25 protein-coding genes and 3 tRNA genes are annotated in these 25,758 nt (G+C 57.7%); 6 read left to right on the top strand and 22 right to left on the bottom strand.

Annotation, left to right across the window (positions count from 1 at the left end; all coding sequences use genetic code 11):
- Positions 1-280: 280 nt before the first annotated feature.
- Positions 281-817, top strand: coding sequence for a phasin family protein (locus tag V7714_RS16705; RefSeq protein ID WP_284197332.1), 537 nt, complete (start codon positions 281-283; stop codon positions 815-817).
- A 256-nt stretch (positions 818-1,073) separates the two neighbouring features.
- Here V7714_RS16705 and V7714_RS16700 read toward each other — a convergent pair whose 3' ends face one another.
- The 14 genes from V7714_RS16700 to V7714_RS16635 all read right to left on the bottom strand — a co-directional run bounded on the left by V7714_RS16700 (position 1,074) and on the right by V7714_RS16635 (position 14,992).
- The gene (locus V7714_RS16700; protein ID WP_335710722.1) at positions 1,074-2,753 is read right to left on the bottom strand and encodes an ABC transporter ATP-binding protein; all 1,680 of its coding nucleotides are present in this window, start codon (positions 2,751-2,753) and stop codon (positions 1,074-1,076) included.
- Between the two features lie 10 nt (positions 2,754-2,763).
- Entirely contained in the window at positions 2,764-3,714 is a 951-nt protein-coding gene (locus V7714_RS16695; protein WP_335710721.1) for an ABC transporter permease, read from the bottom strand.
- A gap of 91 nt (positions 3,715-3,805) precedes the next feature.
- The gene (locus tag V7714_RS16690; protein WP_335710720.1) at positions 3,806-4,744 is read right to left on the bottom strand and encodes an ABC transporter permease; all 939 of its coding nucleotides are present in this window, start codon (positions 4,742-4,744) and stop codon (positions 3,806-3,808) included.
- On the bottom strand, positions 4,744-6,729 hold the full coding sequence (locus tag V7714_RS16685; protein WP_335710719.1) for a M3 family metallopeptidase: 1,986 nt from the start codon (positions 6,727-6,729) through the stop codon (positions 4,744-4,746). Before V7714_RS16685 ends, V7714_RS16690 begins: the two co-directional genes overlap by 1 nt.
- 47 nt (positions 6,730-6,776) lie before the next feature.
- A complete protein-coding gene (locus V7714_RS16680; protein ID WP_335710718.1) occupies positions 6,777-8,579 on the bottom strand; it encodes an ABC transporter substrate-binding protein in 1,803 nt (600 codons plus the stop codon).
- A gap of 143 nt (positions 8,580-8,722) precedes the next feature.
- Entirely contained in the window at positions 8,723-9,874 is a 1,152-nt protein-coding gene (locus V7714_RS16675) for a tetratricopeptide repeat protein (RefSeq protein ID WP_335710717.1), read from the bottom strand.
- Between the two features lie 175 nt (positions 9,875-10,049).
- The gene (locus tag V7714_RS16670; protein ID WP_284197339.1) at positions 10,050-10,475 is read right to left on the bottom strand and encodes an ExbD/TolR family protein; all 426 of its coding nucleotides are present in this window, start codon (positions 10,473-10,475) and stop codon (positions 10,050-10,052) included.
- Positions 10,476-10,501: 26 nt separating this feature from the next.
- A complete protein-coding gene (locus V7714_RS16665; RefSeq protein ID WP_308447054.1) occupies positions 10,502-10,921 on the bottom strand; it encodes an ExbD/TolR family protein in 420 nt (139 codons plus the stop codon).
- Positions 10,922-10,930: 9 nt separating this feature from the next.
- Positions 10,931-11,851 carry a MotA/TolQ/ExbB proton channel family protein gene (locus V7714_RS16660; RefSeq protein WP_335710716.1) on the bottom strand — a complete coding sequence of 307 codons (921 nt, stop codon included), beginning with the start codon at positions 11,849-11,851 and terminating at the stop codon, positions 10,931-10,933.
- A 111-nt stretch (positions 11,852-11,962) separates the two neighbouring features.
- Positions 11,963-12,613 carry a hypothetical protein gene (locus V7714_RS16655; protein ID WP_335710715.1) on the bottom strand — a complete coding sequence of 217 codons (651 nt, stop codon included), beginning with the start codon at positions 12,611-12,613 and terminating at the stop codon, positions 11,963-11,965.
- Positions 12,614-13,408: 795 nt separating this feature from the next.
- Positions 13,409-13,485, bottom strand: a tRNA-Arg gene (locus tag V7714_RS16650).
- Positions 13,486-13,518: 33 nt separating this feature from the next.
- Positions 13,519-13,595, bottom strand: a tRNA-Arg gene (locus V7714_RS16645).
- A 23-nt stretch (positions 13,596-13,618) separates the two neighbouring features.
- Positions 13,619-13,712: transfer RNA gene (locus V7714_RS16640), tRNA-Ser, on the bottom strand.
- Positions 13,713-13,765: 53 nt separating this feature from the next.
- On the bottom strand, positions 13,766-14,992 hold the full coding sequence (locus tag V7714_RS16635) for an aspartate kinase (protein WP_335710714.1): 1,227 nt from the start codon (positions 14,990-14,992) through the stop codon (positions 13,766-13,768).
- 484 nt (positions 14,993-15,476) lie between these two features.
- Between V7714_RS16635 and lplT the strand changes: the two genes are divergently transcribed.
- The gene (gene lplT, locus V7714_RS16630; protein WP_335710713.1) at positions 15,477-16,769 is read left to right on the top strand and encodes a lysophospholipid transporter LplT; all 1,293 of its coding nucleotides are present in this window, start codon (positions 15,477-15,479) and stop codon (positions 16,767-16,769) included.
- A 10-nt stretch (positions 16,770-16,779) separates the two neighbouring features.
- Entirely contained in the window at positions 16,780-17,088 is a 309-nt protein-coding gene (locus V7714_RS16625) for a cupin domain-containing protein (protein WP_335710712.1), read from the top strand.
- 89 nt (positions 17,089-17,177) lie between these two features.
- Here the strand turns inward: V7714_RS16625 and ung are convergent, their stop codons facing one another.
- Entirely contained in the window at positions 17,178-17,852 is a 675-nt protein-coding gene (ung, locus tag V7714_RS16620) for a uracil-DNA glycosylase (RefSeq protein WP_442891387.1), read from the bottom strand.
- Complete coding sequence (locus V7714_RS16615; protein ID WP_335710711.1) at positions 17,842-18,363, bottom strand: PilZ domain-containing protein; 522 nt, start codon at positions 18,361-18,363, stop codon at positions 17,842-17,844. Before V7714_RS16615 ends, ung begins: the two co-directional genes overlap by 11 nt.
- Positions 18,364-18,520: 157 nt before the next feature.
- On the opposite strand from V7714_RS16615, the gene V7714_RS16610 reads away from it, so the two are divergent.
- On the top strand, positions 18,521-19,291 hold the full coding sequence (locus tag V7714_RS16610; protein ID WP_335710710.1) for a phytanoyl-CoA dioxygenase family protein: 771 nt from the start codon (positions 18,521-18,523) through the stop codon (positions 19,289-19,291).
- A 463-nt stretch (positions 19,292-19,754) separates the two neighbouring features.
- Here the strand turns inward: V7714_RS16610 and V7714_RS16605 are convergent, their stop codons facing one another.
- The 6 genes from V7714_RS16605 to V7714_RS16580 form a co-directional block, all read right to left on the bottom strand.
- Positions 19,755-20,411, bottom strand: coding sequence for a thiol:disulfide interchange protein DsbA/DsbL (locus V7714_RS16605; RefSeq protein ID WP_335710709.1), 657 nt, complete (start codon positions 20,409-20,411; stop codon positions 19,755-19,757).
- A gap of 68 nt (positions 20,412-20,479) precedes the next feature.
- A complete protein-coding gene (locus V7714_RS16600) occupies positions 20,480-20,914 on the bottom strand; it encodes a hypothetical protein (RefSeq protein WP_335710708.1) in 435 nt (144 codons plus the stop codon).
- 50 nt (positions 20,915-20,964) lie between these two features.
- Positions 20,965-21,426, bottom strand: coding sequence for a protein-disulfide reductase DsbD N-terminal domain-containing protein (locus V7714_RS16595; protein ID WP_335710707.1), 462 nt, complete (start codon positions 21,424-21,426; stop codon positions 20,965-20,967).
- Positions 21,423-21,935: a signal peptidase II gene (gene lspA / locus V7714_RS16590; protein ID WP_335710706.1), complete on the bottom strand. Its 513-nt coding sequence runs from the start codon at positions 21,933-21,935 to the stop codon at positions 21,423-21,425. The genes V7714_RS16595 and lspA overlap by 4 nt, the downstream gene beginning before the upstream one ends.
- A gap of 5 nt (positions 21,936-21,940) precedes the next feature.
- Entirely contained in the window at positions 21,941-22,477 is a 537-nt protein-coding gene (locus tag V7714_RS16585) for a DUF3703 domain-containing protein (RefSeq protein ID WP_335710705.1), read from the bottom strand.
- 66 nt (positions 22,478-22,543) lie between these two features.
- Positions 22,544-24,688 (bottom strand): heavy metal translocating P-type ATPase, encoded by a 2,145-nt coding sequence (locus V7714_RS16580; RefSeq protein WP_335710704.1) that lies wholly within the window; start codon positions 24,686-24,688, stop codon positions 22,544-22,546.
- A gap of 75 nt (positions 24,689-24,763) precedes the next feature.
- Between V7714_RS16580 and V7714_RS16575 the strand changes: the two genes are divergently transcribed.
- A complete protein-coding gene (locus V7714_RS16575; protein ID WP_335710703.1) occupies positions 24,764-24,991 on the top strand; it encodes a hypothetical protein in 228 nt (75 codons plus the stop codon).
- Positions 24,988-25,419 carry a Cd(II)/Pb(II)-responsive transcriptional regulator gene (gene cadR, locus V7714_RS16570; protein ID WP_335710702.1) on the top strand — a complete coding sequence of 144 codons (432 nt, stop codon included), beginning with the start codon at positions 24,988-24,990 and terminating at the stop codon, positions 25,417-25,419. Before V7714_RS16575 ends, cadR begins: the two co-directional genes overlap by 4 nt.
- The last annotated feature ends 339 nt before the right edge of the window (positions 25,420-25,758 follow it).

Below are 25,758 nucleotides of genomic sequence, written 5' to 3'. Positions count from 1 at the left end.
AGATATACTTTGCTGCGTTGCAGCATGTTGTTCTTGACGCCACAGAACCCGCTTCCTAGAATGGGTTGTGTTGTGCGAAGCAGCATAACTATAACGCAAGCCTAGGCGTACAGCACTCTTCCCCCGCGCCTGCGTACTGCCAACAACAACCGGCAGCACCTGCAGGCCATGCCAAAGCGTGCCATGCAGCATGGGTAGCCCGCCCAGCTCCACGGTCTTGGACTTGCACACAGCCCCTACAGGCAAACAGTACAGACACATAACAAACCTGGAGAATGACATGGCACCATCCCCTCAAGCAGAGCTCACCCAGCAGCAACTGGAAATCGCATTGAAGCTTGCCCGCATCAGCATAGACAGCGCAGAGCGCATGCTGCAGCTGCAGCTGACTGCCGCAAAAGACGCCCTGGAGGACTCCGCCAAGGTGGCCAACAAACTGGCGGAAGTCAAAGACCCCCAATCCGCGCTGGCTGTACGCGCCGCCCTGACCGAGCAAGCCATGGGTTCGATGCTGGGCCTGTCGCGTAATATCTACGAACTGGCCGCGCAAACCCAGGCCGAACTGGCCAAGGTAAGCGAAGCCCGCCTGGGTAATCTGCAGCAAGAGTTCCTGGCCGGCTTCGATAAGCTTGGTCAGTCTGCACCGGCAGGCTCCGATCTATTTTCTGCGGGTTTCAAATCCAGCATTGCTGCCAGCCAGGCCGCGTTTGATAGCCTCACCAAGGCCAGCCGGCAGGTAGCTGAATTTGCCGACGCCAGCATCAAGGCCGCCAGCACCGCCACCGCCGATGCCGTCAAGAGCAGTAGTCGCAAGTAAGGCGCTACGCAAGACAACCCCGAATCAAGGCCACGTAAGTGGCCTTTTCTCATGCAGTCGCCCAGGTCGTATATTGCCGCAGGCAAAAGAAAAGCCGCTATAGCAGCGGCTTTCAAGTCATCACAAGGCTACCCGGCGCCCCTTATCTCCCCCGTGGCCCAACCACTGCCTGCGCTTGGCAGGTTACAGCGACCAGCGCCACGCTTTCACCGGGGGCGATATGCCTTCCTAAGGGCATATCGCGCCTTGCGCCCGGTCAGCGACCGGGAATCGCGGCCAGCAATTTCTGCGTGTAAGCGTGCTTGGGCTCGCGGTATAGCTCATCAGAATTGGCGTATTCCACCATCTCACCGTGGTGCATCACCAGCACCTCGTCCGAAATGTATTTGACTACGCTCAGATCGTGCGAAATGAACAGGTAGCTCATACCGTATTCATCCTGCAGCTCCTGCAACAGATTCAGCACCTGCGCCTGCACCGACACATCCAGCGCCGACACCGATTCGTCACAAACCAGAATCTCCGGCTTCATCGACAAGCAGCGGGCAATGCTGATCCGCTGGCGCTGGCCACCAGAAAACTCGTGCGGATACTTGTGGAAAGCTTTCTCATCCAGCCCCACCCGGCGCAGCAACTGGATCGCATGGTCAGCACGGTCCTTGTCGGTGTCGTGAATACCATGCACACGCATCGGCTCCAGCAGAATGTCACCCACGGTAAAGCGGGGATTCAGGCTGGCATAGGGGTTCTGGAAGATAATCTGCAACTGCCGCTTGTAGGGCTGGAACTCACGGTCGGACAGACCCATCAGGTTCTTGTTGTTGTAGATCACCTCCCCGCCTTCGCAGCTATTGAGGCGCAGGATGGTCTTGCCCAGTGTGGTCTTGCCAGAGCCCGACTCACCCACGATACCCAAGGTCTTGCCACGCGCCAGCTTGAAGCTGACATCCTTCACCGCAGCCACTTCCTTATGGCTGAACAGGCCTTGCTTGACGCGGAAGGTCTTCTTCAGGTTATTCACCTGCAGGATGATGGGATCGGCCGGGCTGACACCACGGCTGCGCTCACCCTGGGGCAATTCATGCTCGCGGCCTTGCAGAAAGTCCTCAACGATAGGCAGACGGATGGGACGCTTGTCTATGGTAGGACGGCAAGCCAGCAAGGCGCGGGTGTAAGGATCCTTGGGGGCGGTGAACACGCTCTCGGCCGGCCCCTGCTCCTTGATCACGCCACGGTGCATCACCACCACATGGTCGGCAATCTCACGTACCAGCTCCAGGTCATGGGTAATGAACAACACGCTCATGCCATGGCTTTGCTTGAGCTTCATCAGCAGTTCAATGATCTGCTTCTGTATCGTCACGTCCAGCGCGGTGGTCGGCTCATCCGCAATCAGCAGCTTGGGTTCGCAGGCAATCGCCATGGCGATCATCACACGCTGCTGCTGGCCGCCCGACATTTCGTGCGGATAGCTGTTGACCCGTGTTTCCGGGTCGGGAATACCTACCTCGCGCAGCAACTCGACCGCACGCTTCTTCGCCTCGTTCTTGCTCAAGGGCTTGTGCAGGCGCAGCACTTCGACGATCTGGTCACCCACCCGGTAGACCGGGTTCAGCGAGGTCATCGGATCCTGGAAGATCATCGAAATATGCTTGCCGCACAGGTCACGGCGCTGCTTTTCGGTCTGCTTCAGCAGATCGGTGCCTTCGAACACCATGCCGCTGTCGGCGGGTATCTCTGTATTGGCACGCGGCAACAGATCCATGATGGCCATGGCCGATACCGACTTACCCGAGCCCGATTCACCAACCAGCGCAACTACGCTGTTCTTGGGAATCACATAGTTGACGCCCTGCAGCGCCTCAAAACGCTCGTTCTTGCCGAGCCTGAAGGTAACGCGCAGATTCTTGATTTCAAGCAGGTTTTCAGTGGTCATCGTGCATTCCTTAGCGGCGGCTGGCCTTGGGGTCGAGCGCATCGCGCAACAAGTCGGTAAACAGGCCAAACGAGACCACGAAGGTCGACATGACCACAGCTACCGTCGCCAATTGCCACCACTTGCCCAGCACGAGCTCAGGCATGACTTCGTTGATCATGATGCCCCAGGACACTGAATCCGTCGGTACACCAAGACCCAGGAAGGACAGGATGACTTCCGCCTTGATGAAATCCACCACCAACTGCGAAAGCTGAACCAGTATCAGATGTGAGACGTTAGGCAGGATATGTACGAACATCTTGCGCCCATGCGAGGCGCCGATGGCATTCGCTGCCATGACATAGTCACGGCCACGTTGCTTGATGTACTCGGCACGGATGAGGCGGTAAGTACCGGTCCAGCCCACAAAACCCAAAACCAGGATGACGGTACTCACACCCTTGCCAAAGACAGCAGCAAATGCGAGAACCAGCAGGATATAGGGTACCGATGTGAAGATGTTGTAGAACCACTCCAGCAAATCACCGAGCTTGCCACCGAAGTAGCCACCCAGCGCACCCAGCACGGTGCCAATAAACACGGCCAGCAATGCCGATGCAAGACCAATGCTGATCGACACCTGACCGGCCTTGATTACCTTGTCGAAGACATCACGCCCCCACTTGTCGCCCCCCAATAGCAGCGTCCAGCTAGGCTTGACCTCAGCCTTTTCATAGGCTGCAGCGTTCTTCTCAATCTCTTCATAGTAAGGCGCCAACGGATCGACAGCCTTTTGCTTTTCATCAACCACCAGCACATCCTGGCTGATGATGCTGTTCTTGCCTTGTGGATTAGGGTAGTCATCGCCCAGGAAAGATGGGTTGGCGTATGACACACCAACCTCCTCGTTCCAGTCTTTCGCCACCCAACCCATACCCGCCGCGCCTGCGACCAGGAAGTACACAACCAGAACGGCCATGCAGAATCGCGCCAGCTTATCCGCCCACAGGCGCTTTCCGGCGGCGCGCCAGAATCCATACGATGCTTGTTGCTGAGTCATTGTCGCCGCCTCACTTCAGTTCGACACGCGGATCGAGTCTCTTGTACAAGACGTCGACCAGCAAATTGACAGCCATGGCAAACATGGCCAGGTAGACAGTGATCGCCTTGATCACCGGGAAATCGCTGCGTTGCACCGCATTGACGATTTCCTTACCCAAACCCGGGATGGAGAAAACCATCTCGATGAGGAAGGAACCTACGAACAGCCCCGGCAATGCCAGCGCCAGATTGGTCACGATAGGCACGGCGGCATTGCGCAGTACATGGACAAACATGACGCGGTGTTCAGTAGCGCCTTTGGCGCGAGCAGTCCGTGCGTAATCCTGGCCGGTTTCTTCCACCACAAAGGAGCGATACAAACGCAAGCTCGGCGCGATGGAAACAAACAGTAGCAACAGAATCGGCAGCGGTGCGTAAGTGCTGACATTGGTCCAGAAATCATCACTCCAGCCAAGGACCGGAAACCACTCCAGCTTGTAGGCGAGCAACCACTGGCCCACGACCACGTACAACAGCAGTGAGATGGACATGGCAGCCGTACAGATACCCATTACTGCACGATCGGTAAACGAACCACGCTTGTAGGCAACAGCTACCGCCAAGGTCACAGCCACAATGGCATCTAGCAACCAGACCTGCAGCATGACGGTCAGCGAGACTGGCGCTTTCTGCAGGATGATGGCCGAAACAGCTTCGTTGGTACTCCAGCTGGCGCCAAAGTCAAACGTGAAGACCTGTTTGACGAAAATCCACAACTGCACCCAGATCGGTGCATTCAAGCCCAGCTGTTCGCGGATGGCATCAATCTTTTCCTTGCTGGCCACCTTGCCGGCAAGGATGGCGGCAGGGTCGCCGCCAAACACGTTGAACAGGAAGAAAACCAGCAGCATGACCCCGGCCAAGGTCGGGATCATCTGCCAAATACGGCGTAACAGGTAGGTGCTCATTATTTAGCCTCTGCAGCCTTCTGGCCGGTGATTTCGCGGAAGAAAGCATCGGAACTGGGTTCGCGTCCCAGGAACTGGCGAACCAGATCCATCTCGGGCACTTGCGAACCGTTCTCCAGAATGCTCTTACGGAAACGCATGCCTACTACCGGGTCCATGACATTGCTGCCAAAGGCCGAGCGCATATCCAGCGCCAGCACTTCAGACCACATATAGCCGTAATAGCCGGCAGCATAGCCACCAACAATATGGCCAAAAGCACCTGGGAACTCGGTACCCTTCACGTAACCCAGCGGTGTGGCGGCTTCCATCTTCTGCCACAGCTTGAGCGGATCCTGCGGCACCGGGCCTGCCAGTGCCATGTCATAGGCGGCGTACAGCCATTGACGGGCGTACTTGGTACCCGCGCCAAACAGACGCGATTCATTCATCTTGGCCACCAGTTGCATATCGATAGGTTTGCAGCTGGCACAGACTTCGTTCCACAGCGCCAGCGAAGCAGGGTTACGCGCCCACTCCTCGAACATCTGCGATGGTGCCTCGACAAAATCACGCTTGGTATTGGTGCCAGCATTCAGGGTGTAGCGGGTGCGGCTGAGCACACCATGCATGATGTGGCCAAACTCGTGGTACAGCGTTTCCAGTTCGTCCTGATCAAAGCCCTTGCGGTTGAAGTTGGTCACTAGCGCCGAAACCGGTGTCTGGCCCGTCAGCGTACTGGCCTGGCGTACCGTGAAGGCCGCAGCATGCTTGTACTTACCATCACGGGGAAACAAATCCAGATAGAAAGATGACAGGTACTCACCCGATGCCTTGTCGAAGACATCGTAGCCCTTCACATCTTCGTGCCAGACTGGCAGCTTGGCGTTCTGGCGGAACTCCACACCATACAGACGGCTGGTCACGGCCATCATCCAGTTGATTGTCGGCTCGGTGGGGAACTGGGCGCGCACAGCCTCCTGATCAATCTGGAAGCGTGCCTTCTGCACCCGGCGCTCATAGAAGGCCTGATCCCAACGCTGCATCACGGCCTTGGGGTCTTGGGTGTGAGCCGCTTTATCCTTGGCCAGTTCGGCCAACTCGCGCTTTTCCACCTCGGTCACGGTGTTGCGGACCTTGCCCAGGAAATCCAGCACGACCTCCGGCTTGCCCACCATATTGTTACGGGTAGCCCAAGCCGCGTAAGAGGGGTAGCCCATCAGCGTGGCCAGCTGCTTACGGATATTGGCTACCTCATGCAGGATGGCGAGATTCTTTGCGCCGCCACGGCGGGCATAGGCGTACTGCATCTGCCGGCGGGTTTCGCCGCTCTCGGCAGTCTCCATCACAGGCAGGTATTCGGGGTAGTCGAAGCCCACCAGGTAGTTACCCTTGGCATCGCGCTTCAGACCCTGCAGCACATCGTCAGACAAACCCTTGAGCTGCTCTGCGCTGAAAGCCAGCTTCTGCTTGTTCTCACGGACATTGCGAGCAAAGTCCTGCTGCAATTTGTCCAGGCGGGTAAACAGCTTGCCAGCCTGGGCGCGCTTGGCCGCTGGCAGGTTCACACCCTTGTCTTCAAATTCGGCCAGGATGCCCTTGAGCGTCTCGGCATCGATGGCATCCGCCGGCTTCACAGCCTTGAAGCGCTGATAAAGCGCCTCCTGCTGCATCAGCTTGTTCATGGCATCCGAAATCTTGAGGTCGCAAGCTTCTTCAGCCTGGCGCAGCTTCTCATCCGGGTGCACGTTGGCAACCAGGCCACCGCCCCACCAGAATTCGACCAAGCCGCCCATGGTCTTGCTCCAAGGCACCAGCACAGTATCAACATTGGCTTCGGCTAGGGGCAGCTTCTGCAACTGGGCTGCAGCGCCATTAAGGTCGGTAATCGCCTGGCTGCAGAGTGCTGGCACAGCCTCGGCCTTGGAAATACGGATCTCGCCACGCTCGGCAGCAAAAGCCGCTGGCAGGCAGAGCGCGAGTACGAGTGGTGTAAGTTTACGCATGCGGGTTTCTCCCGTTTCGGTCCACGTCTTTTGAACGATTCGATGTATTACTTGCTGGTGGCAGCGCGCTGCTTCTCGACATCTACATCGAGGTAGTACCAGTGCGGCATATTGTCCGGATGCGGCTTATAGCCACTGACCCAAGGATGAGCGATATGTGTACGGATGCGGTTGACGTTGTATATCCAGGGCACATAAGCCGCCACGATACGGCTCATTTGGCGCAGCCGTTCGTTACGCGCTTCCGATTGGGGTTCCGCAGCAATCTGCTCATACAACTTGTCGAAGTCCTTGTTACGGAAACGCGACTCGTTCACAGGACCCGCATTGGGGCCATACAGCAATTGCATGAAGTTTTCAGCATCCGGGTAATCCTGCCCCCATGCACCACCGGCAAACTGATAAGTGCCGCCCTGGCGATTCTTCAAGAGATCGGAGAAGTTCATCTTGACGATTTCGAGTTTGATGCCAATGGCGCCAAAGCCCTTGAGCAGCAACTCTTCCTGATCACGGCCATCGGCGCCGGTACTGGCCATATAGGTGATCGTCAAAGGCTTGCAACCTGGTTGCTCGCGCCAACCATCGCCGTCGCAATCCTTGTAGCCAAACTTGTCCAGTAGCGCGTTACCGCGTGACGGGCTGTAGCGACCCAGCACATTCTTGAAATTCGGATCGTAGCCGTTAATTTGTGGTGCCAACGGTGATTGCGCCGGCAGACCCTGGCCATTGCGGATAATGGACAGTTCCTTGGCCTGGTTATATGACAAGGCAATGGCACGGCGCAGGGCTATACGCTCAAGCGAGTTACCCCCCACGACCTTGTCGTCCATATTGAACATGTAATAGGTAATATCCGCCTCAGCTTCACGGAAATAGCGCCAACCCATCTCTTTATATTTGGGGGAGAGCTCATTGCCCGGCGCAACAATCTTGGAGTAGTTGTTACCTAAGCGAGGGTGGATATCCAGCTGTGCGCTCTGAAACGACAGCCAGGAGGCCTGCGGTGTTTCAATCACGCGGATATCAATGGTGCCTATACGCGGGAAGGTCTTGCCTTCCAACTGCTTGGCGATGCCCTGATCCACCTCAATACCTGGCCCACTGACAGGCTTGTACTGGAAGCCACGATAGTTAGGGTTCGCCACCAGGATGATACGGTTACGCCGCTGCCAGGACTTCAGCATGTAAGGGCCAGTCCCTACCGGATGCGCTTCCGAATTCTCGCCATAGGCCTCGATAGCTTCGCGCGCTACCAAGCCAGTAGCCGGCGCCGCCATGATGTAAGGCAGGTTGTAATCAGTGCGCTTGAGCTTGATCTGTACCGTGTACTTGTCCAGTGCCTGCAAGCCCTCTATCGGCTTGTCAAAGTCGAAAGGCTTGTTCTTGGCCGCCTCGATCTTTTCGTCCAGGCCTATCACCTTGCCCTTGAACATGAAGTCCCAGGGTGCGCCGCGGCTATTGGGGTCAACAATGCGCTGTATGGTGTAGATCACATCGGTGGCAACCACTTCACGCTTCTTGCCCTTGAACACAGGATCATCAGCAAAGTAGATACCAGGGCGAATCTTGAAGATGAAGGTCTTGCCGTCATCCAGCACCTGGGGCAGGTCGGACAGCCTGGGGACCAGGGTTTGCGGACGGGCCAGATAGTCATAGGCCAGCAGTGATTCGAAGATGCTGCTGTTGACTTCGCCAGAGTAATGATCGGAATACTTGGCAGGGTCAAAACCGGATTCAGGCGCTTCGAAATAGGTATGAAGCGTCTTGTTCATGTCGGCCGACTGCGCGGCAACTGGGCCCGCCAGGCCGGCGACAAACAAGCTCAGGCCTGCAATGGAAGCAAGTTTCATGGTGTGGTGTCGCTTTGGAAAACTGCAACTGGGAAAACGCATACAGCACGGTCATATCCGCCGCTGTCATGCCCGGATGGTTATGCCATCAGGCATAGCAACGGGCAAGACCGGTAGGCCTTGCCCGTCGCATACTGCCGTATTCAGTGCTGCTGGGCGTGGAGCGTCCAGAGACGGGCAACATCTGCCGTTCCATCTTTGCCCTGCACGGTTTTCAGCATCTGCACGGCCTTGGGCTTCTGGCCTGCCATCAGATACGCAATACCGAGACGCAGCTTGGAGTCTTCAGGACGCTTGAGACCGCCCTTCTGTATACCCTGCTCCATCATGGCGATGCCCTTGGCGGTTTGACCTGCGCCCACCAGGCTCATGCCCAGATTGACCAACAGGCTGCCATCAGCCGAGGCATTCGCCTCTTTTTCCAGTTGTGCAAACGTAGCCGCTTCGGTGGCTACACGCTTGTTTGCAAGATCCAGCAAACGCTTCTGCCGCTCAGCCTGTGGGCCCTGCCCCAGGACATTGGCAGCAAAGCCTTTTTCAACCACCTTCTTGCCTTCGGCATTAAAGCCTTCCTGCATGGCAAGCTGGGCCATCTGCATAAAGTCCTCCACCGAGGCCATATTGTTGGTGGCAAACTTCAGTCGATACACTTCCAAGGCCAGACGATCAGCAAAGCCGGTCTTGCGCGATACGCGCGAGATCACATCCGTCCAGTAGGATTGCTTGGGGTAATAGGTAACCAGCTTCTCCAGCGTCGCCAGATAGCCATCCGTATTCTTTTGGTTCAAATAGGCATTGGCCAGCAACTGCAGCTTTTCCTCAGACGGCTTGCGGCCTGCCTTGATGTCGCCTGCCACCTGGGCATTCAGTTCACGCGCAGCGCCAGCGGAATCACCGCTCATATAGCGCAACTGGGCAGACAGGCCGGTGATCTGGGCGTTAGTGCCGCCAGCACGGGTGTAACGATCAGCCCATGCTGCAGCACCCTTGAAATCTTTGGCGCGATAGTAAGCACTGACCAGTGCTTCCATTGCTGTCAGTTTTTCGGAACCAGACATCTTGCCCGAATCCATGGCGGACTGAAGCGCCTTGGCAGCTGTTTGCGCATCGCCCGCGCTGGCGGCGGCAAAACCCATCATGCGATCAACCACAAACGACTCGTAAGCCGACTTGCCACCGACAGCATCGGCCTCTCGGGTTTTGGCTAGCGCTTCCCTGTGTTTGCCTGAACGCATCAGGTTGCTTGCTGCGGCCAGCGGCTTGCCCACCTCGGGGCGCACGGCTTCCTGGGCCATGGCAGCGGCCGGGCTGCTATGCAAGCTAACAAGGGCGGGGGAGCCAATGGCTGCCCAGATAAGCAGTCCAAGGCAAAGAGGACGAGCGCGCATTTTTGTTCCGAATTGGTTGGTGGCTTCTTAAAAAGCAAAGCGCGGCGACACCGTCTAGACGATGTCGCCGCAACCCGTTTTGTTACATGAACTGTTCGTTACCGATCATACCGATCTTGGTCACACCCAGACGCTGTGCGGCAGCCATCACGCCTGCAACCGTCTTGTACGGTGCCAGCTTGTTGGGGCGCAGATGCACCTCAGGCTGTTCAGGCTGAGCGGCATATTCACGCAACTTGGCCTCAAGCGTAGCGCGATCCGTGACGATGCCATCCACATAGATGGTTTCGTCAAAATCGATATCAATGCGATGCACGATAGGCTCGGTTGTCTGCGGCGGGGGATTACCCGCAGGCATATCAAGCTTCACTGCGTGCAGTTGCACCGGGATAGTAATGATCAGCATGATCAGCAGCACGAGCATCACGTCGATCAACGGCGTGGTGTTCATGTCCACCATGACTTCCGGATCACCGGAATCACTACCTGAGCCTACATTCATGCCCATGGCTTATCCTTCGCAATTATTTCAACTTAGCCGCGCGGCGGAGGCTCGGTGATAAAACCGACCTTGACGATACCGGCACGCTGGCAAGCCACGATTACCCTACCCACGAACTCATAACGAGCAGTCTGGTCACCACGGATCTGGACTTCAGGCTGAGGCACCTTCACCGCCTCTTCCTTCAGCTTGGTCACCAGCGTTTCGTTATCTGGGATCAAAGCCATGTTCCAGAACACATCGCCATCCTTGTTTACGGCGATGTTGATGTTCTCCGGCTTGGTTTCGTTCGCCTGGTTAGTCTCAGTAGGCAGCTTGACCGGGACGGTGTGTGTCGCGACGGGGATGGTGATCAGGAAGATGATCAACAGCACCAGCATGACATCCACGAGCGGGGTAGTGTTGATTGCCGACACTACCTCGTCATCGCCGCCGGATTCTCCGACGTTCATCCCCATGGCTTAGCCCTTCTTCGCCTGGCTGTTGCTCATCAGCACATTGTGCAGATCGGCACCGAAGGCGCGCACTTGTTCCATGCCGGACTTGTTGCGGCGAACCAGCCAGTTGTAACCGAGCACAGCAGGCACGGCGACGGCCAGACCGATGGCGGTCATGATCAGCGATTCACCCACGGGACCAGCCACCTTGTCGATGGAAGCCTGACCGGACATACCGATCTTCACCAGAGCGTGGTAGATACCCCAAACGGTACCGAACAGACCGATAAACGGTGCAGTGGAACCCACGGTAGCCAGGAAGGCCAGACCATCCTGCAGGCGGTTCTGCACATTCTCGATGGAGCGCTGGATGGACATGGTCACCCAGGTATTGCGGTCAATCTGCTCCAGCAGGGCACCTTCGTGGTGCTCGTTAGCATTTACACCGCTCTCTGCGATGAAGCGGAAGGCGCTGCCTTCCTCCAGGGTGCCTACGCCGGCCTTCACCGAACCTGCACTCCAGAAGGACTCACGCGCAGCCTTGGCTTGGCGCATCAGCTTGAACTGCTCAAACAGCTTGGTCACCATGACATACCAGGTACCCATGGACATGATCAGCATGATCACCAGGGTGCCCTTGGCCACCATATCACTCTGGGTCCACAGGGCCTTCAGGCCATATGGGTTGTCAGTGGGCACACCAGCGTCTGCTGCAGGCGGTGCAACGGGTGCTTCGGTGGTGGCGGCGGCGTCAGCCGGGGCTGCAGCAGCTTCTGCGGGGGCCGCAGCGGCATCAGCAGCAGGGGCGGCAGCATCAGTTGCTGCGGGTGCAGTCGCTGCAGGCTCTTCGGCATAGGCAGCGGGAGCAACAAAAACGGTCACCGTCGGAGCGGCAACGAGGGTAAATGCCGCGAAGAGTGCGGACAGACGGTTTGCAACGGACATAATTCTTCCAGCTCCTTAGCTAGGCTGACCCGATCAAGAGTCGACACAGAAATCACCTGACAGCGAATAAGTACGCCACCAGAACAAACTTAAAAACCAAGCAACAACCGCTTAATCGTTCAACGAGAAAGGCACGTCGTAACCAAATACCTGCTCTGCGGGCACACTACACTTAAGACGACGCATCACCGACTTAACCAGATTGGCCAGCGCAGGGTGAGAGGACGACTTGATGCTGACAACAGGTGCCTCACCCGGCTTGACCGAGATACGTGCCTCAACCCTACCTTCAGTCAATCCTTCAGCGTCAGCAATCCCAGGCCACTTGTCGCTCATCTGCTCTTTCAGATCATTCACATTCGAGCAACTGCCGGACAAGGACGGTGCAGGCGCAGCAACTACTGGACCAGGCGTCGGCGGCGTAATGGACGGCGTCGGGGTAGTAGGCTGCACGCTTGTCGTAGCCGTAATGGTCTGCACCGGCGTAGGCGGAGGCGTAACAGCCACCTCAGGCGGCGGAATAAACGAAGGGGGCGGGGGCGGCGCCTTGAAATCAGGCGGGGGCGGGGGCGGTGTTTCAGGCGGAGGTGGCGGTGCTACCTCCTCGATGATCTTGGTCTCAAGAGGATCCTGGATGACCTTGATGATATCCCGATGAAGGCCAATCATCAGACCGTAGGCAATACCAACGTGCAGAAGGACGACAAAGCCGATACCAGCGAGGTGCTTGGTCGGATTCCTCTGCTGCTGTGCAAAATCCATGTATCTACCCTCTAGGCCTGCCACTTGGGTAACGGCAGGGTTAAGCTAAATTAACAAGCCCAAACGGATCACGACGAGCTTGCCACTACAACCAAGCATTAACGCCCAACCCATGTGGAACTAACACCACTCTAACACCACATAGGGCGCGACGTAAATTACTCAAGCCCGCAGCAAGCTGTTATTCACCGGCCGAACCAAGCCCAGCAACAACAAGGTACCAACATCAATCCAAGACCACTTCGGCATAGCCAGCAAGCATACCCAAATCTTGATGGAACCCTAGTCAGCACTTAACACCACTTTAACACCACAGAAGAGACAACGTAAATCTGCAGTGCAACATAAATGGCTACCTGCCAACCAACTCACCTGCGACGTTCAACCTTACAATCGCCGCAAGCTCAAACCCAAGACAATACCAAGAAAATTAGCCATCAAGAATATGGCAAAGAAGACAAGCCCGCTTTGTTGTTAAAAAGTCACAAACATCCCCATAACCAGGCGCAAGGGAAAACCCCAAAACCCGCTCCAGGCAAGGCATTCAAGGCTATTGCACACCAACATGCGGGTAGCAAGCGATTGTCGCAATTTGATTTTAGCCTTAGCAGACCCCCGCCGTTTTACCACACCAAAATGCAATGCACGATATTCACAACAAAGCAAGCGATAGATAGTCGCTATTTACGCAAGTCGGCCCACACCAACACGTACCCAACAGAGTTGGGCAGCACGCATGGCACGGACGCACGAAAACGACAAAGGCCACGAATGTGGCCTTTGTCGTTTTAATACTGGCGCGCCCGAAGAGATTCGAACTCCTGACCCCTTGGTTCGTAGCCAAGTACTCTATCCAGCTGAGCTACGGGCGCATTGTCTTGATTTATTGAAGTGCTGCTGTTTGCTGGCGCGCCCGAAGAGATTCGAACTCCTGACCCCTTGGTTCGTAGCCAAGTACTCTATCCAGCTGAGCTACGGGCGCACTGCACAACAACAATTCAAACTTGGCGGAGAAGGAGGGATTCGAACCCTCGATACAGGTTTATGCCCGTATGCTCCCTTAGCAGGGGAGTGCCTTCGACCACTCGGCCACTTCTCCGTCTCGCTCAAGAGGGCGCCACTATAGCGGCGCCCCTAAGGCTCGTCAAGCGTTCATGGCTCCTGATCGAGAGAAAAAGCTTTGTGAAGCACCCGAACAGCCAATTCCAGGTACTTTTCGTCCAGCACTACCGAGATTTTGATCTCGGAAGTAGAAATCATCTGGATGTTGATTCCCTCCTCGGCCAAGGTACGGAACATGGTGGAAGCGATACCCACATGGGAACGCATGCCCACGCCCACCACCGATACCTTGCAGATCTTATCGTCGCCGGAGATGGACTTGGCGCCTATATGGCCTTGCACGCCCTCCAGAATGGCCAAGGCCTTCTGGTAGTCATTACGCGGCACGGTAAACGAGAAGTCGGTATGCCCCTCTATACCGACGTTCTGGATGATCATGTCGACATCGATATTCGCGTCGGCTACCGGCCCCAGAATTTGATAGGCGATGCCGGGCTTGTCGGGCACGCCGGTCACATTGATGCGCGCCTCGTCACGGTTGAATGCGATGCCCGAGATGATGGCCTTTTCCATATTGTCTTCTTCCTCGAATGTGATCAGCGTCCCCTCCCCTTCCTCCTGGAAGCTGGAGAGCACGCGCAGCTTGACCTTGTACTTGCCGGCGAACTCCACCGAGCGGATCTGCAGCACCTTGGAGCCCAGGCTGGCCATTTCGAGCATTTCCTCGAAAGTCACCGTCTTCAGCCTGCGTGCTTCCGGCACGACCCGTGGGTCCGTGGTATAGACGCCATCCACATCGGTATATATCTGGCACTCATCTGCCTTGAGCGCAGCGGCCAGCGCCACGCCTGTGGTGTCCGAGCCCCCTCGCCCCAGCGTGGTGATGTTGCCCTCGGCATCCACCCCCTGGAAACCCGCCACCACCACCACACGCCCTGCCTTCAGATCAGCCCGCATGGCAGACTCGTCTATGTGCTGGATACGGGCCTTGGTATGCGAACTGTCAGTCAGTATCTTGACCTGGGTGCCGGTATAACTGCGGGCATCCAGACCAATATCCTTCAAGGCCATGGACAGCAAGCCAATAGTGACCTGCTCGCCCGTGGAAATGATGACATCCAGCTCACGTGGATCGGGTTGGGCCTGGATTTCCTTGGCCAATGCAATCAGCCGATTGGTTTCGCCACTCATGGCCGACACCACTACCACGACCTCATGCCCCTGTGCCCGGTAACGGGCAACGCGGCGAGCCACACTCTTGATTCGCTCTGGCGAACCCATGGATGTGCCGCCGTACTTCTGGACGATTAGCGCCATTCCTTCCCTCAGGTATTGCGTAAAAAAGAAATCGAATCTAATGAAAGCCTTGTGTGAAGACAAGGCGGGTTTGACTACATGAATTAGAATATTTCGAACAAGCCTACAGACCGCAGCGCTATATGTCTCCCCTGGTATGGCAAGCAGATACCGGTCTTGTCTAGTCAGCCTTGCCACCTTCAAGTGCCCATGCCTAGCTGCTTTTTTGCCGTCGTCTCAAGGTCGCACAGGCCCACCCAGCGTCCCGGTGTCTGGCCAGCCCCCTATCCTGCACGGCATGGCGCTTCGAAGGGAACAGATCAGGCTGGTGGCGCCTGTATATCCCCACCTGCCCCAGCAGCCACCCGCAGCCACCCGCAGCTAGCAGCGGGCCGCCAAGGCCTAAGCAACTGCAATCCGGGCAATACATCGCGCAACATAGGCCGTGTGGTATAAAGCCGCTTCCTTCATACTGCGCCTTTGCTCAAGCAAGCGACGCCTTCTGATGAATCGCGGTTTCTACACCATACTCGCAGCCCAGTTCCTCTCCGCACTGGCCGACAATGCCCTGTTCATCGCCGCCCTGGCCCTGCTCAAGGTACAGGAAGCACCCGCCTGGCATCAGTCCATGCTGCTCTGGTGCTTTACCGTCTCCTATGTGGTCCTGGCACCGTTCGCCGGCTCGTTTGCCGATTCCATGCATAAAGGCCGGGCCATGATGCTGTGCAACGGCATCAAGCTGTTTGGCTGCATAGGTATGCTGGTAGGCCTGCCGCCGCTGCTGGCCTATGCCATCGTCGGCTTCGGTGCCGCAGCCTACTCGCCGGCCAAGTACGGCATCATCACCGAGTATCTACCGCATGAGAAGCTGGTGGCGGCCAATGGCTGGCTGGAGGGAGCCACCGTCAGTGCCATCATCTTTGGTACCGTGCTGGGCGGCCAACTGGCAGGCCCCAATGTCGGCGCCTGGCTGGCCACGACGCCGCTATCCTTCCTGTCTGCCCCCGTATTCGCCATAGTCGTGCTCTGCCTCATCTATCTGGCAGCTGGCTGGGTGAATATGTATATCCCCAAGCTCAATGTCGAACTCAAGCCCATACACTTTGATCCGAGCTACCTGATTCGGGAGTTCTGGGATTGTGTCGTCAAGCTCTGGCGCGACCCGCAAGGCCAGCTCTCGCTGGGTGTAACCACCCTGTTCTGGGGTGCGGGTGCCACCATGCGGCTGGTCGTCATCAACTGGGCTATCCTGTGGCTGGGCTTCAGCCTGGAGCAAGCCACCCTGATGATCGCAGTCGTTGCCGTGGGTACAGCGCTGGGTTCCGTCATTGCCGGCAAGTTCATCCCCCTCAATCAAGCTTTCCGGGTATTGCCTGCCGGCGTCGCCATGGGTTTCATGGTCATCAGCATGCTGTTCATCTATGACGTCAAGCTGGCCGCATTCCAGATGCTGGTCGTTGGCGCCCTAGCAGGCTTCTTCGTGGTCCCACTCAACGCCATGCTGCAGCACCGTGGGCACATGCTGATGGGAGCCGGCCATTCCATCGCCGTGCAGAACTTCAATGAAAACCTGGGCATCCTGGTCATGGTGGGGGCCCACGCCATGCTGGTGAAATACTTCAGCACCCCGTTGACCGACAATATGCACGGTCAGGCGCTCGCCTATTTCCAGAATCTCGGCGGCATTCCCCCCATGTACGGCATCATCATCGGCTTTGGTCTGCTATTGAGCATCCTGATGCTGATCATCATGCACCGCTACAAGCGTGGTGTGGCTGCCGGCCTGATGCACGACTAGGAATCTTCCCATGATTACCGTAACCGACCTTACCGTACTGGGCCGCTCCCTGGCCGTTGACACCGACCACCTGCTCACCCGCCTGCAGGATGGCGCAGCCTTGCTGATCCATCTAGCGCCGCCCGCCGACTACCCCTATGAGTCGCACAAGGTCGAAGAGCGCATCGTCTGCATCCAGGGCAAACTCAATCTTGAGACCGAGGCCGGTGCTTGCCACGCCCTACTTGCCGGCCAAATGGCACTCATACCTCCCGGCTTGCGTCATCGCTTCGCCGCAGATAGCGATGGTGTCATCCTTACTTTGTTCGGTGGCGCATAAGCAAGCCTTACGGCAAGCCATCCCTACAAAAAACGCCGCATTCAATGCGGCGTTTTATTGAGTTGACTATCTGTACTCTTGGATCAGATTCAGGCCAGCGCCCAGTCTATGGGTGCCCTACCCTGCGCCTGCAAATAGCGGTTAGCCGCCGAAAAATGTCCGTTCCCTATAAATCCTCTATGGGCAGAGAGCGGCGAAGGGTGGGGTGAGGTCAAGACGCAGTGGCGTGCGGTATCGATCAATCCCGCCTTGGCCTCAGCGTAAGCCCCCCACAGCATGAACACGATACCGGCCTGCTCCCGCGACAAGCGCGCCACCAGTGCGTCGGTAAACTTCTCCCAGCCGCGCTTGCGGTGCGAGCCGGCCTTCTCGGCCTCCACCGTCAGCACACTGTTAAGCAGCAACACACCCTGACTGGCCCAGGCCTCGAGATGACCATGCTGGGGTGGATTGTGTCCAAGGTCCCGTGCGATTTCCTTGAAGATGTTCTGCAGCGATGGGGGTGGCCTGACCCCATGGGGCACCGAGAAGCTCAACCCATGGGCCTGGCCAGGTCCGTGATACGGATCCTGCCCCAGTATCACCACCCTGACGTCTGCCGGTGCCATGGTCGCCAATGCGGCATAGCGTTGCTCCCGGGGCGGATATACCACCTTGCCCGCATCGGCTTCAGCCGCCAGGAATGCATGGAGCGACTGCCAGTAGGGCTGGCTGGTCTCATCACCCAACCATTGCACCCACGGGGCAGGCAGTTCATTCATCATGGGAATGCTTTCGTTCAAAGATTTCACGCCTATGTCGCCGGAAAATGGTCTTATCCAGCCAGTCCTGCAGCTCAGGCTCCAGCCGGTTGAATGTCACGGTCACACGTGCCCCATCCGTCATCGGCTCCACCGCAGTGACCGTAGCAGGTAGTTGCAGCGGCTGCGGAATGCGGCTGGAAAGATAAAGTGCCAGTGTGCCCACCTCGCCCAATGGCGGTGGTGCCGGCATAGACCAGCTGGCAGTCTCGCCACTCAGCAGGAAGTTGCAAACAGGTGGCCGTGGCACACCGCGAGCCAACAATTGCCCCAGCAGTTGCAAGGTCAGGTCCACCCTGGCTTCCAGCGCTTGCCAGCGCAATGCGTCCGGGCCATCCTCATCATCCAGATGCGGCGGTGCCGCCTCCATCAGTGCCAGCACTCGCAGCAGCAGCACGCCATCGCTGGCCGCCTCGGGCTCACCAGCCTGCCACGCCCCGGCAGCGCTCAGTTGTATGCATATCGTGGTCGGCATATTGTCTCCTGATGCCAATTATACGCTGCGGCACTCGCGACTCTCGCTCGCAGCATATCTTTGCGCCAGCGCAATGCCATAGCCGCAGCGGTGAGAGTAGAATCCGCCCTTCAGCAACGTCGCCTCCCGGTGACGCCGTCATCGTCGGAAGCAGTAAATGCACACCCACTCCTTCTCCCCCGCAGAACTCGACCGTTTTCATGAGCAGGGCTTTATCGTCATCAAGGGCCTGGCCGACGCCAGTTTGCGTGCCGATATCCTGGCGGCCGGCAAGGATCATCTCGCCCGCGCCATCGAGCCGATAGAGTACGAAGCCGATACCCACTACCCCGGCGCACCCAGCTCGCGCGAGGCCGCCGGTGGCCGTACCGCACGTCGATTGCTGCAAGTCTACGCCCGCCACCCGGCCTTCCAGCGTTGGGCCATGAGCCCCCAGGTGGCAGAGCGGGTAAAACAACTCTTGGGCAGCCCTGCTGTTGCGTTGACACAGGCCCACCACAACAGCCTGATGACCAAGCAGCCGGCGTTCTCCAGCGTGACCCATTGGCACCGCGACATACGCTACTGGAGCTTCGAGCACAGCAACCTGGTATCCGTATGGCTGGCCCTGGGACAGGAAGTTCGAGAGAACGGCTGCCTGGGCTTTCTGCCAGGCACCCATACCATGGAAATGGACACAGAACGCTTTGAGAATCGGGCATTCCTGCGCACCGATCTACCAGAGAACAAGGCATTGATCGACAGTGCCGTGTTTCCTGAACTGGAAGCCGGTGACGTGGTGTTCTTTCATGCCATGACCTTCCATGCGGCCGGCTGGAACCGCACCGAGGCTACCAAGTATTCGCTGGTATTTGGCTACCATCGCCAGGACAACCTGCCCTTGCCAGGTAGCCGCAGCGCCAGCCTGCCCTCCATCCCACTGGACTGATGCACAACATGGCAGCGCCAGGGGCTGGAGGTGCAGACCCTGGCAGCAGCCCATCTGGTCATACGGTTCCTGATATCGCGCATGGTGGGGGCGCAAGCAGCCTACCCATGACCTTGTGGATCAACAGTGCGTCCAGAGTCCTTGCCTAAGAGCCTGTTCAAAGTCTTTTCGCCGCGTCGCTGAGCTGGAAAATGGCCAGGCACAAGGCGTGGTGCGCAGGCAATAACAAGTTATTGCCAAGCGCCGCAACGCAGTGAATGGCCGTTTTCCAGTTCAGCCCTTCGGGTTCGAAGCCTTGCCGGCGAATGGCGGCGTTGCAAGCCGCTGACGGTACCGGTACCGGAACCCGTACCGCTGCGCGGCTTGCGCCTTGCCCTTCATCCAGCAAGGTTGCGAACGACGCGGCGAAAAGACTTTGAACAGGCTCTAAGCAAAGGGCTATGCCGCCCAAGGTGGACACTATCTACTGCCCCTTACCTGCCTTGCGTTCGCGGACGATCAATTCGTCGATAAGGGCGAACATGCGCTGCTCGTTGCCGGCCTGATGTGGCGAGGTAACAAACTTGCCGTTGATGATGAAGGTCGGTACGCCTTCGATACGGTAGGCTTTAGTCAATTGCTTGGCGCGACCCAGCTGCGCACCGATGCCAAATGACTTGTAATTAGCCTCGAATTGGGCGCGATTGACGCCGCGCTTGGCTATCCAGTCGAACAACACCTGCTCATCCCGCAACTCCACCTTGGTGCCATGTACTGCATCGAACACTGCGCGATTGTGCTTGGGCAGCAGACCCATCATCCGCAAGGTGATGAAGAGCTTGGCATGGCCTTCCATATCACTGCGGCCATCCCACAATACATGCTCACGGCGAAACACCACGTCCTTGGGCAGCCTTTTCTCCCATGCTTCGACCGTGGGCTCCACCTTGTTGCAATGTGGGCAGCCATACCAGAAGAATTCAATCACTTCGATCTTGCCGGGGGTTTCTACCGGTTGCGGATTCGCCAGCGGCATGACGGGGCTCTCATTGCTATGATCGCCGCCTGCCAGTGCTGGAACGCCAGTCATCGCCAAGCCCAGGGCAAGCAGGGCACGACCAAACAATCGCTTGGTATTCATATAAGGTATTCCTCAAAGGTTGGGTTAGGTAAAGCAAATCCGCTTTGCTGCAACAGCATGGCGTTGCATCATGGCGCTACCTTCCGGGCACGCGGTGCGGTGCGGCGAGCGGGAAGTTGAACCAGGCAATCCAGTGCAATCTGCTCCATATGGCGGCGTAGTTCAGCACGCAGCCTGAGCCCCTGCCCTAGCTCCAGCAGCTCTACGATCTGTCCATGATTGATACGCAGCGCCTCGGCATAACGATCCGGCTCATTGGCCGATGGCGCTGGAAAATTCCTGACCGTTTCAATGCCATACCAGCGTCGCAATCGTTCACGTAGCTGCGCCGCCTGTACGCGCCGTAGCCGCAGTTCCGTCTGCGCAAGCGCACGCAAGCGCTTGTCGCTTCCCTCTGCCAGAAATGCCTGAGACAGCTGCGCAGCCTGCTCAAGCCGCCCAGCCAGTGTGTCCAGCAGTACCTTCTCAGAATCCAGGGTTACAGGCTGGCCAACGGCACTCACGGGTAATGCGCCTAAAGCCAGCAAGGCTATCGCAAATATAAGCAACTGCTTCATGGCAAGGTGAGTGTTGCCGATTGCGGCGTATAGCAAAGTCCACGGGTTTCAAAGCAGCCCTGGTATCGGGTCAGCAGTGTAATCGGCCCAGCACCCTCCCCCGCCAACTCCACCTTGATGCTAAAAGGCTTGGTATAGACCTGCGTGTCGCCGAAGCTGAGGTCGTTCTTGGTTACGGCAGGCGGGAAATCAATCCCGCCGATGCGCGTGCCTGTCGTATTCTTCAGCACAATCAGCAACTTATCTTTATACAGGTAATAAGCCGGCGTCACTGCAAAGTCGACCATGATGGTCTTGGTATCAACACGCCGGGCCTTTACCGAGAATGCCAACTCAGGTGGCAGCGGCTCACTGGAAGGCTTGTTGACCAGTTTGCCCAGCCAATCGTCAGAGCTGGCATAGGCTGGCAGTGAAAGGCCCAAGACCAGGCATAGCAGAGGGTAGAAAAGGTGTTTCAAGTTGACGCTCCTCGCGCGGGAGTAACACCACTAAGCCCTAGACGTGCACTGGCGAGTACCAACAAGACAGCACCGCCTATCACGAAAACATCAGCCAGGTTGAAGGCAGGCCAATGCCAGCCTTGCCAATGCAGATCCAGATAATCCACCACAGCGCCAATGCGGATGCGATCCAGCACATTGCCCATGGCGCCACCGATCAGCCCGATATACGCCACCGTTTCGAGCCTGTTGCTTACTCCTCGCCATAGCCAGAACAGCAGCAAGCCGCAGACGCCCAAGCCCAGAAGCGTAAAGAAGTAGCGCTGCCACCCGCCTGCATGGGCCAGAAAAGAGAAAGCGGCCCCTGGGTTAAGCACATGCACCAGATTGAACCAAGGCGTCACTTCGACGCTGCCATGTAGCGGCAGCCAGACACTCACCCCATATTTGACAGCCTGATCGACGGTAATCAGCAATAGTGTCAGCAGCAGCCACGGCAGAAAGTGTGTACGTGAGGAGTAAACCATATGCTTTAGCTCAAATAATCGCGGTTTGGCCCAGGCTGTTCCGCCTGATTTTCACCGGCTTGCATGATGGCGCGCAGTTCCGCCGATATCTCCATAGGGGCGAAAGCGCTGACATTGGCGCCGCCGGTATTTCCCAGCGGAAGCCGTCCGGTCAGATGACCAAAGGGGGTAAGGAACAAGCGCCAAAGCTGGCCTATGACCTCCCGCACATCACGACGTGCAAGGGCCACCCTAAGCATCCAGATATGCACGGCCCAGTGCGGCCAGAGCTTGCGCTGTCCCAGCACATGCGCCCGCTCCAGAAGCGCGAAGGCTGCCGCCGTCTCGCCGGCCTTCAGTCTATCCTTGGCGTTTTGCATGGCTTGCTGATAAGCCAGCACAGCAGACGTGGGCCGGTTCATGATTGTCCCTTTACGGCAGGTGTGGCTGCAGCGGGTGTCGCGCTGAACGCACCATACTTGTGGAAAACGCTCAACGAGAAAATCAGTACGACGGCGAACAACAACAGTCCAGTACGCAAATTGCGGCGGCGCATGCCGCATCGCACCAGGTCAGCTTGCCTTGCGCAGGTCGGTTCATCTGCTTGCATGGTCACTCCGTAAACAGCCTTACTTGCGCAACAGTCGCAGGCCGTTGCCCACAACCAGCAAGGCGGCGCCCATGTCCGCAAACACAGCCATCCACATGGTGCCCAGCCCCATAAGGGTAAGCGCCAGGAATACTGCTTTGATGCCCAGCGCTAGGCTGATGTTCTGTACCAGTACAGCGTGGGTGCTGCGTGACAGCTGCACAAAGCGTGCGATCTTGCGCAGATCGTCATCCATCAAGGCCACATCGGCTGTTTCGATGGCGGTGTCGGTGCCTGCCGCGCCCATGGCAAACCCAATGTCTGCCCGTGCCAGCGCTGGCGCATCGTTGATGCCATCGCCCACCATGCCGACCTTGCCCATCTGGGCAAAGGCTTCAATTGCCTTGAGCTTGTCCTCGGGGAGCTGATTGCCGCGCGCCTCATCCATGCCTACCTGCCTGGCGATCGCAGCGGCAGTATGCTGATTGTCCCCGGTCAGCATCACGGTCCTGATGCCCAGCGCATGCAATGCCTTGACCGCTTCCCGGCTGCTGTCCTTCACCGTATCTGCTACGGCAAACAAGGCCAGTACCTTCCGCTCGCTGGCAAGCAAGATAACGGTCTTGCCTGCTTCTTCCAGCGCAAACAGGTGTTGTTCCAAATCCGGCGAGCACACCCCAAGTTCTTCGATCAGGCGGTGGTTACCCAGATGGAGAAGCTCACCCGCCACCTGGCCGCGTACACCTCGCCCCAGCAAGGCGCTGAAATCCGCAACCGGCAGTACAGCTACATTCGATTGCTTACCGGCACGGGCGATGGCATGTGAAACAGGATGGTCGGATCGGACAGCCAGGCTAGTCGCCAGTTGCATGGCATTGACGGACTCATCCAGGATGACGCTATCGACCAGTTCTGGCTTGCCATGCGTGATGGTGCCGGTCTTGTCCAATGCCAGCCATTTCAGTCGGCGGCCTTCTTCCAGATACACCCCGCCTTTGACGAGGATGCCATGTCGCGCAGCGGCAGCAAGGCCGCTGACTATGGTCACGGGCGTGGAAATCACCAGGGCACAGGGGCAGGCAATAACCAGCAGCACCAGTGCTTTGTATACCCACGCATACCAATCACCCTCCATCAGCAAGGGCGGTAGCAAGGCCACAGCCAGGGCAAGGACAAATACCAGCGGGGTATAGATCCTGGCAAAGCGATCGACGAAGCGCTGGGTCGGCGCGCGCGCGCCTTGTGCCTCCTCAATCGCATGAATGATGCGGGCCAGGGTGCTGTTGCTGGCGGCGGCGGTCACACGGTATTCGAACGAGCCCGCAATATTGATGGTGCCGGCAAAGATCGTGTCGCCTACTACTTTATCTACGGGGATGCTCTCGCCTGTAATGGGTGCCTGATTGACCGTCGAGCCCCCACTTACCAGCACGCCATCCAGACCGATACGTTCGCCCGGCTTAATCCGCACCACGGCGCCTAGGGGCACAGCCTTGGCCTCCACCTCAAGCCACCGACCATCGGCCTGCAGCATGGTGGCTCGCTCCGGCGTCAGTTGCATCAAGCCACGGATGGCATTGCGGGCGCGATCCAGGGACTTGGCCTCGATAAGCTCGGCAATGGTGAACAGGAACATCACCATGGCCGCCTCTGGCCACTGGCGTATCAATATTGCACCGGTAACGGCGATGGTCATCAAGGCATTGATGTTGAGCTCGCCGTTCCTGAGGGCAATCCAACCTTTCTTGTAGGTGCCTATGCCGCAGAGTGCAATGGCAGCCAGTGCCATCACGGCGCTCACCCACTCCGGCCCTTGCAGCCAATGTGCGATCTCCGCACCCAGGGCAAGGCCGCCAGATACAGCCAGCGGCCACCAGGGCTTGCTGGGCGCCACGGCTGCAGCAGGTGCCGCGCTGTCAGTGATGCCTTCCGCTGTCATACCCAAGCTAAGGATCGCCGCCTCGATTGCGGGCAGCGCGCCGGGGGCATGCACCACCGTCAGTACCCGCTGTATCAGGTTGAACTCCAGCCCCTGCACCGCAGCCATGCCGCCCAGCTTCTTGCGTATCAGTGCTTCTTCAACAGGACAATCCATCTGCGCGATGCGTAGCTGGCTGCGCACGCAGCCCGCAGGCACCATCGTGGATACCGGGCTCGGCTCCGTGATACCTACCAGCGGCGCCATGGTCCCCCCGCCACAGCAAGACGGCGTACAGGCGTCCACTCCCACGGTCTCAGCCACGGCTACTGCGGCCGCGTCGTGATCGTGATCGTGATCGGCCGCATGATCATGGTGATGGTGGGCATGATTAGCCTCGCCATGCGGGATACCATGATCACAGCAAGCTTTTCCGGCCGATTTTTCATGCACATGGGCGGAAGACATGAGTGGGCTTTCCATATTTTTCCATATTGCGATGGCGCCATCTCACACCCTGAAGCTACTATAGAGTCAAGTCATGAATCGGATTATTTGGAACGCACATGAAAATCGGTGAACTAGGACAGATTGCGCAGTGCACCGTTGAAACGGTTCGCTACTACGAAAAAGAAGGACTGCTGCCACAGCCAGAGCGCACCTCTGGCAACTTCCGTAGCTACGGCCCCCAGCATCTGGAGCGCCTGCGATTCATCCGCAATTGCCGGGCGCTCGACATGACGCATGGTGAAATTCGCACCTTGCTGGAGGTAATGGATGCACCCGCTGCAGGATGTGGCCGAGTCAACGCCTTGCTGGATGAACACATCGGTCACGTTGATGCACGCATCGCAGAATTGATGCAGCTGAAACTGCAGCTTGGTGAGTTGCGGCACCAATGCAAGGCAGAACAGCCTGCAGCAGCCTGCGGCATATTGCAGGGGCTGGTCAGCATGGAGAGTGAGGCACGGCAGGAGCGGCACACCCATTTAGGCTGAGCATCTGTTCATTCTACCGACGCGTCACTGCAGCATCACGCCGACCCGGCGGTATAGGCGGTATAGGCTGAACCGACTGCCCGGTGGCCAGCCCCAGCGCCGGCACTAGGCGACGAAGTGTCCTGCCATGGCCACCATCACAGTCAGCTTCCGCAGGCACAGGCCGTGCCTGCCACCTTGTACCCAGGAAGACTACGCTAGGGCATACCTCTCGAAGCCTGGTATGAGCCTAAACCATTGAAATACTGAAAGCGCATTAAGAGCGGCTAACAAAATCCGGCGAAGCGGTTCTGGCTAGGCGTGCAAACGTACACAATCCGTGGGTATGGCAAGTTTGCA

Source organism: Chitinimonas sp. JJ19, from assembly GCF_036961565.1.
Lineage (GTDB): Bacteria > Pseudomonadota > Gammaproteobacteria > Burkholderiales > Chitinimonadaceae > Chitinimonas.
The sequence above is the reverse complement of the archived record's forward strand: the minus strand, read 5'-3'. Positions and strand labels throughout refer to the sequence as shown.